Raw genomic sequence first — 6024 nt, 5'->3', positions numbered from 1 at the left:
CCTTGACCGATAATTTCTACTGCTCGATAACGTTCGGCTAATAGTAATTTTACACCACAACGCTGACAAAATAGAGTGTTTGGCGGGTTATTAAACAAGCAGTCAGGATTCAAACATTGGCTCATCCCAGGCGACTCCAAGCAGTTCCATTTTCCTATTTTAGATCGGTTTTTGCTAGGAATTTTAACAAATTTTTTTGGTGTTTCAGAGTTGAATAATTTATGCTAATTTTACCGTGAATTTTCTGATGCACCCGAAGTACAAGTCAAAAACCCGGTTTCTGTGAAAAACCAGGTTTTTTTAGTCTCTATATTTTAGCGTTTAGAGGTTGAAACCCCAACGGTAACTTTAGAAATAGACTTTTTTTGCGTTTGAGAAACTGACGGTAACAAAGCTGATTTCAGGCGATCTGATAACTGCTGTAAAATCGTTAACGCAACGGGTTCGAGTTGACGCCGAGAAAGGGGTGCGATAAACTTATCCAAAGGATTAAAATCGACCAGATATTGACCGATTTGAACGCCAAGCGGTTCGAGGTGTTTTCCAGGTATTTCTTGATGAATGAGGTTTTGATTGTTGAGTTGCTGAATAAACCAGTAAACCCCTTTTTGTTTATTACTCTCATTTCCGGCGATATCATCGGATTTAAACGAAATTAAACCCGTAATATTAAACAGTTGACTCCGATGAATCATACATTGAGTTTGACTGCGACTCGGTAACACTCCTAAGCCAATTTTATCGATAAAATGAGCGATAGATTTAATCGGAATAGCGCTTTCTGTATCGCTAATATCAGGGGCGAGTAACAGCGAAGGTTGATTGAATATTGCTTTTTGATCACCTAACCGACGACGAATTTGATCAATTTCTTCTTGATCAATACAGTCTTGAAGGTAGGTTAACCCATTTTGATCGCTCAAAAGTTCTAGCAAAGCAATATATTTGCAGCCTAAACTATGACCGATCCAGAAGTAATTAGAATTATCCAAATAGAATTCTCCGTCATAACCTGCGGCTTTTGCTTTCTCAACGAGTAAATTTTGGAGTTCGTTTTGTTCTTCTAATAAACTCAGTGAAACTGACCAATGCTCAAAGGTAAATCGAAAGGGAATCGCAACAATAGTATAACCGGATTTAAATAATTTTTCCAGAAAATAGCGATAAGATAGGGTGGGAAATGAACCAAAAAACGCGCCACCAATAAATCGAATAATCCCTTTGGGTTGAGGATGGAAAGCAACCCAACTAAAACCTACAGGTTCAAAGCGAAATTCAGTAGACATAATTAAATTCGAGTGTGATTAAAAGCAAGTTGATTAACCTATCTCTAACTTAACGTTTGTTATAGAGTGATGAATAGTCGCTTTTTTGCATTAACTCAGGTGAGTGTCACTCATTTGTGCTTTCAATCTTTCCCAAAAACCCGGTTTTTATTCAAAACGTTTTCAATTCTGTAGGGGTGGGTTCTACAAGTTCTGTAATACCCCTCGACAATTGAACTAAACCCGCCCGACCCCACCATTGGCGCAGTCTGTAGGGGCGGGTTCTACAAGTTCTGTAATACCCCTCGACAATTGAACTAAACCCGCCCGACCCCATAATTGGCGCTATAAAAAAAGGCGAGTATCCGTCCTACTCACCCTCTATTATAGGTTATTTAAATTGCAATTTAACTTTGAGTAACAGCCTCTTTTTCCTGGGATGCTAAAAACTTCTCTAACTCGGTTAACGCATCCGCATCAACTTTTGTTTGCATCGGACAGAATTTCGGCCCGCACATCGAACAAAATTCAGCCGTTTTGTAGATATCCGCAGGCAAAGTTTCATCGTGATATTCACGGGCGCGATCCGGATCGAGAGACAGTTCAAACTGACGGTTCCAGTCGAAGTTATAACGGGCTTCAGACAGTTGATCATCGCGATCGCGGGCGCCCGGACGATGACGGGCAATATCAGCAGCATGGGCGGCTATTTTATAGGCAATTAAACCATTGCGAACGTCCTCTGCATCAGGTAAACCGAGGTGTTCTTTTGGCGTGACATAACACAACATTGCGGTGCCATACCAACCTGCCATCGCCGCCCCAATAGCAGAAGTAATATGGTCATATCCTGGCGCAATATCTGTTACTAACGGCCCCAAAACATAGAAGGGTGCTTCTGAACATTCCTCCATTTGTTTTTTAACATTAAATTCAATCTGATCCATCGGCACATGACCCGGCCCTTCCACCATCACTTGAACATCATGTTCCCAGGCGCGACGAGTTAATTGTCCGAGGGTTTTGAGTTCCGCCAGTTGCGCTTCATCAGACGCATCATGTTGACAACCCGGGCGTAAAGAGTCCCCTAAACTAAACGAAACATCGTATTTTTTGAAGATTTCGATAATCTCATCAAAGTGAGTATACAGGGGATTTTGTTTGTGATGATGCAGCATCCAACGGGCAATAATACCACCGCCACGAGACACAATTCCAGTAATTCGATTGCGAACTAAGGGCAAATGTTCAATTAAAATTCCCGCATGAATTGTCATATAATCCACACCTTGTTGGGCGTGTTTTTCGATAATATGCAGGAAATCTTCGGCCGTTAATTTTTCAATGCTGCCATGAACACTTTCTAGCGCTTGATAAATGGGAACCGTCCCAATTGGCACCGGAGAAGCCTTAATAATTGCCGTGCGAATCACATCTAAATCACCGCCGCCTGTAGACAGATCCATCACCGTATCTGCCCCATATTTTACAGCAAGATTCAGCTTTTCTACTTCTTGATTAATATCAGAAGAACTCGGGGATGCCCCGATATTTGCATTCACCTTACATTTAGAGGCAATGCCAATACACATCGGCTCTAAATTGGTATGATTAATGTTAGCCGGAATAATCATCCGACCTCGGGCAACTTCATCGCGAATCAACTCAACCGGAAGATTTTCCCGCTTGGCGACATAGTGCATTTCTTCAGTTAATACACCTTGACGGGCGTAGTGCATTTGTGAAACATTTGCTTGACCACGCCGTAGATTAACCCATTCAGTTCTCATTTTTAATTCCCTCTGGTGATAGCTTCCCTACGCCGGTACTAACCGGACTCAGGTTCCAAGGGTGTCGTCTCAGCCTGGACTTCGCAGGCACCCCTAGCTTATTAGGAGTTGATGGTATCACAAATCGGGGGAGTTTGCAGGGGGGGAAGGGGGCAGAGTTAGCCGCAAAAGCATGAGGAGTTGACTTGGAAACCTGACCCATTAACGCTTGCAGTCAGTGTCGGGAAAATGTCAAAATATAGCAAAAGACAGGGAATAGGCAATAGGCAAAAGTACAATCCTGGCTGGAATTGGTTTTTAGCTTTATAGACAGTCTTAACTTAAATGTGTAGCGCTATAGTTGGGTGATCATCCCTAAAGGTATAATCTCTAAAATGGAGGTGGCGATCGCCTCGATTGTTCAGAGGAAATGTAGCCAGAATCTGCGTAAGTTTAACCTCATAAAAATGCGAGTTTTATTAGTTGAAGATGAACCGGGAATTGCACAGTTTATTACTCAAGGATTGCGAGAGGCTGGCTATGTGATTGATGTGGCTAACGATGGTCAAGAAGGTTGGGATTATGCTGAGGCATTTGAGTATGATATTATGATTCTTGATGTGTTGCTTCCTACAATAGATGGTTTTCAACTGTTAGAAAAAATTCGCAGTCGTAAAATATTAACGCCCGTTTTACTTTTAACGGCTTGTGATACCGTAGAAGATCGAGTTCGAGGATTAGATTATGGTGCCGATGACTACTTAGTTAAACCGTTTGCTTTTTCGGAATTACTAGCCCGTTTACGAGCATTACAACGGCGTCCTCCGCTACAAATGAATAATGTTTTGCAAGTCGCCGATCTGACGATGGATATCGCCAAAAGAGAAGTCCGACGAGCCGGACGTTTAATTGATTTAACTCCCTTAGAATTTAAACTGTTAGAATACCTGCTGCGCCATCCCAATCAAGTTCTCAGCCGGACTCAAATCTTAGAACAGGTTTGGGATGTAGATTTTTATAATGATTCTAATGTTGTTGATGTTTATGTGGGTTATTTAAGGCGAAAAATTGATCGAGACTTTGATCAAACACTGTTACATACCGTTCGGGGTGTGGGGTATTGTGTGAGAACTGAGGAAGGAAATGATTAAACAATTTCGTTTGAGAAAACACTCCCTACGAGTTCGTTTAACGGCTTGGTATATTTTTTTATTAGCCCTAACGCTGACGTTATTTAGTAGCTATCTCTATATCCAACTAGAACAAAGTTTACTGGCTCAACTCGATACCAGTTTACAACTCACCAGCACCCAAACCCTCACGAATCTGATCAATAGTAATGGTCATCCAGCCTTTAGAAAAACTATCGATTCTCAAGCCATTACCAAACACTTATTAGAGGTCGGTTTTGCCATCCGATTAATCGATGAAAACGGTCAAATTTTGGATGGTTTAGGGCGTTATCAAGCCATACCGACAACATTACCGACTCAAACCGGTTTTTCTAATCTCACCGCCTCCACAACAACTTGGCGCGTTTACAGCCAAATTCTTCCCGACGCCAACAATAAAGGGGAATGGTTGCAAGTTGCAGAATCCCTAGAACCCATCTACGAAGCCTCAGAACACCTGCTAACATTAATGTTGTTGGGATTTCCTCTTGTGTTGCTGATTGCGGCGTTAGGGGGGCTATTTTTGGCCGATCGCGCTTTGAGTCCCATCGAACGTATTATTCGCACCGCCCAGAGTATTGGCGCGAATGACTTTACTCAGCGCATTGGCTACCAAGGATCAACCGATGAAGTCAGACGGTTAGCCAAAACATTAGATCGAATGTTGGATCGTTTGCAATCGGCTTTTGAACATGAACGACGATTTACCGCCGACGCCGCCCACGAATTACGCACACCGTTAACGGTAATTAAAGGACGAATTGGTGTTACCCTCAGCCACCCTCGAACCGTCGCAGAATACGAACAAACCTTGCAAAGTTTAGAACAAGAAACCGATCGCTTAATTCGTCTGACTCATGCTTTATTGTTTTTAGCAAGATTAGATTTACGACAGATGCACCCAACGCTCTTGCAGTCTGTTGATTTGAGCAATCTTTTAAGCACTTTAGTTGAACAGATGCAACCCTTAGCGTCAACCCAACATATTCAGATTCTAGCACATATTTCACCACAATTATTCGTGCAGGGAAATGCAGATTACTTGACCAATTTGTTGTTAAATTTAATCGATAACGCGCTCAAATATACCCCCAGTGGCGGAACCGTGACGCTCAAAGCCACTCAAAACGATCAAGTTGTAGAGGTACAAGTAAAAGATACGGGAGTGGGGATAGAAGCCAAACATCTTCCCTTTTTATTTGATCGCTTTTATCGAGTCGAAGAAGATCGTTCTCGTCGAACTGGAGGGGCAGGTTTAGGGTTAGCGATCGCCAATGAAATTACCCGTTTACATAATGGCAAATTAACCGTACAAAGTCAAGTCAATCAAGGCACAACATTCACCTTTACAGTGAACAGTGTTGTAGGGGCGGGTTCTGAACAAATCTAGATCTTCCCATGCAAAACTTTTATAAACCCGCCTTTTTTGTAGGGGCGGGTTCCTCCAAAATGTCTATTTTCCCAGAAATAACTAACATCAACCCGTCCTTTTTTCTAGAGGCTGGTTCCTCCAAAATGTCTATCTTTCCCAGAAATAACTAACATCAACCCGTCCTTTGTTGTAGGGGCGGGTTCTGAACAAATCTAGATCTTCCCATGCAAAACTTTTATAAACCCGCCTTTTTTGTAGGGGCGGGTTCCTCCAAAATGTCTATTTTCCCAGAAATAACTAACATCAACCCGTCCTTTTTTCTAGAGGCTGGTTCCTCCAAAATGTCTATCTTTCCCAGAAATAACTAACATCAACCCGTCCTTTGTTGTAGGGGCGGGTTCTGAACAAATCTAGATCTTCCCATGCAAAACTTTTATAAACCCGCC

At 42.3% G+C, this 6024-nt stretch carries 5 protein-coding genes and 1 riboswitch; of the genes, 2 read left to right on the top strand and 3 right to left on the bottom strand.

The genetic code is table 11. The features are described 5' to 3' along the window. From WN50_RS37830 to thiC, 3 genes are all read right to left on the bottom strand, one after another. The coding region (locus tag WN50_RS37830; RefSeq protein WP_200906356.1) for a 4-Cys prefix domain-containing protein at nucleotides 1–125 on the bottom strand (125 nt) is incomplete at its 3' end. Between the two features lie 189 nt (nucleotides 126–314). Continuing rightward, on the bottom strand, nucleotides 315–1286 hold the full coding sequence (locus tag WN50_RS25640) for a DUF1350 family protein (RefSeq protein WP_046282142.1): 972 nt from the start codon (nucleotides 1284–1286) through the stop codon (nucleotides 315–317). 386 nt (nucleotides 1287–1672) lie between these two features. After that, the gene (gene thiC, locus WN50_RS25635; protein WP_046282141.1) at nucleotides 1673–3055 is read right to left on the bottom strand and encodes a phosphomethylpyrimidine synthase; all 1383 of its coding nucleotides are present in this window, start codon (nucleotides 3053–3055) and stop codon (nucleotides 1673–1675) included. Between the two features lie 7 nt (nucleotides 3056–3062). Beyond that, nucleotides 3063–3160: riboswitch (TPP riboswitch) on the bottom strand. A 341-nt stretch (nucleotides 3161–3501) separates the two neighbouring features. Between thiC and WN50_RS25630 the strand changes: the two genes are divergently transcribed. Both WN50_RS25630 and WN50_RS25625 read left to right on the top strand, forming a co-directional pair. Next, a complete protein-coding gene (locus WN50_RS25630) occupies nucleotides 3502–4185 on the top strand; it encodes a response regulator (protein ID WP_046282140.1) in 684 nt (227 codons plus the stop codon). After that, nucleotides 4178–5596, top strand: coding sequence for a sensor histidine kinase (locus tag WN50_RS25625; protein WP_046282139.1), 1419 nt, complete (start codon nucleotides 4178–4180; stop codon nucleotides 5594–5596). The genes WN50_RS25630 and WN50_RS25625 overlap by 8 nt, the downstream gene beginning before the upstream one ends. Nucleotides 5597–6024 lie beyond the last annotated feature (428 nt).

The organism is Limnoraphis robusta CS-951 (genome assembly GCF_000972705.2).
The sequence above is the reverse complement of the archived record's forward strand: the minus strand, read 5'-3'. Positions and strand labels throughout refer to the sequence as shown.

Coding starts and splice junctions, on each gene's coding strand:
- WN50_RS25640 (WP_046282142.1), bottom strand. CDS start 1,286: ATGTCTACTGAATTTCGCTTTGAACCTGTAGGTTTTAGTTGGGTTGCT.
- thiC (WP_046282141.1), bottom strand. CDS start 3,055: ATGAGAACTGAATGGGTTAATCTACGGCGTGGTCAAGCAAATGTTTCA.
- WN50_RS25630 (WP_046282140.1), top strand. CDS start 3,502: ATGCGAGTTTTATTAGTTGAAGATGAACCGGGAATTGCACAGTTTATT.
- WN50_RS25625 (WP_046282139.1), top strand. CDS start 4,178: ATGATTAAACAATTTCGTTTGAGAAAACACTCCCTACGAGTTCGTTTA.